Source organism: Pseudomonas shirazensis (assembly GCF_014268785.2).
GTDB classification, from domain to species: domain Bacteria; phylum Pseudomonadota; class Gammaproteobacteria; order Pseudomonadales; family Pseudomonadaceae; genus Aquipseudomonas; species Aquipseudomonas shirazensis.
Genome location: NZ_JABWRD020000019.1, coordinates 1 through 213, shown reverse-complemented (window position 1 = coordinate 213; position 213 = coordinate 1). Strand labels below are relative to the sequence as shown.

At 68.5% G+C, this 213-nt stretch carries 1 protein-coding gene; it reads left to right on the top strand.

Annotated features, from left to right (window positions below; translation table 11 throughout):
• The coding region (locus HU736_RS21700; RefSeq protein ID WP_275967714.1) for an RHS repeat-associated core domain-containing protein at positions 1–213 on the top strand (213 nt) is incomplete at both ends.

Sequence of the window (213 nt, the reverse complement as noted above, 5' to 3'; positions counted from 1 at the left end):
TCGACAACAGCGTACGCAGCCGCCACTACACCGCCCACGGCGCCGAGCCCGAGGACCCCGCAAACGGCCCCTATGGCTATGCCGGCGAACGCCGCGAGCCGTTGACCGGCTGGTATATCCCAGGCGGCTACCGGCCCTATGACCCCATCGTCATGGGCTTCCTCAGCCCCGACAGCGAGAGCCCGTTCGGCCGTGGTGGTCTGAACCCCTACG